The following is a 563-nucleotide window of genomic DNA, read 5'->3' as shown; positions in this document are numbered from 1 at the left end:
GCCCGAGATTGCCGGCGCAATTGGCGGCATTGCCGAGGATAACGTCGTCGACCACATCGGTAGCCAGGCCGACGTCGCTCAGGATGCGGTTGATGAGGGGCGCGGCGAGGCGTGCCGGCTCGACCTCTGCGAGCACGCCGCGCACGCGTCCAACAGGCGTGCGCAGGGCCGCTACGATCACCGGGATGCGCTCTGGGTCAGACGAAGGGCTCAAGGGCGTCATGTCCATCCACAATCCATTGCTTGAGGGTGCCGGCCGCCACCTTACCAGATTGTGTCATGGGCAAGGCACGGCAAAGCCAGATTCGCCGCGGATGTTTATAGCGCGGCAGATGGATATCGAGATGACGGGCGAGGGCCGCCCGGTCGATTGCACCAGCGTTGGGCTCGATGACCGCGACCAGCTCGCTGCCGAGGTCGGGATGGTCGAGGCCGACGATCCCTATTCGGACGATTTTGCTGCGCAGGCCTATGCCGCTGCGGGTGGGGGGCTTTGACGTGCAGAACCTGATCAAGCGCAATTCGGGCCCGAATCGCGGCCATGGGTTGGAGGGCAAGACCCT

General features: G+C 64.8%; 1 protein-coding gene and 1 pseudogene. Both read right to left on the bottom strand.

Features of this window, described 5'->3' with window-relative positions; genetic code table 11:
• Nucleotides 1-229 (bottom strand): annotated as a pseudogene (locus ACK41V_RS23790) (hypothetical protein); the annotation flags it as partial.
• A partial coding sequence (locus ACK41V_RS23785) for an AMP-binding enzyme (RefSeq protein WP_409786175.1) occupies nucleotides 198-563 on the bottom strand: 366 nt, incomplete at its 5' end. The gene ACK41V_RS23785 and the pseudogene ACK41V_RS23790, both read right to left, overlap by 32 nt.

Source organism: Acidovorax sp., assembly GCF_046291265.1.
Lineage (GTDB): Bacteria > Pseudomonadota > Gammaproteobacteria > Burkholderiales > Burkholderiaceae_C > Acidovorax.
Note: the sequence above shows the minus strand (reverse complement) of the source record. Positions and strands in the feature narration are given on the sequence as shown.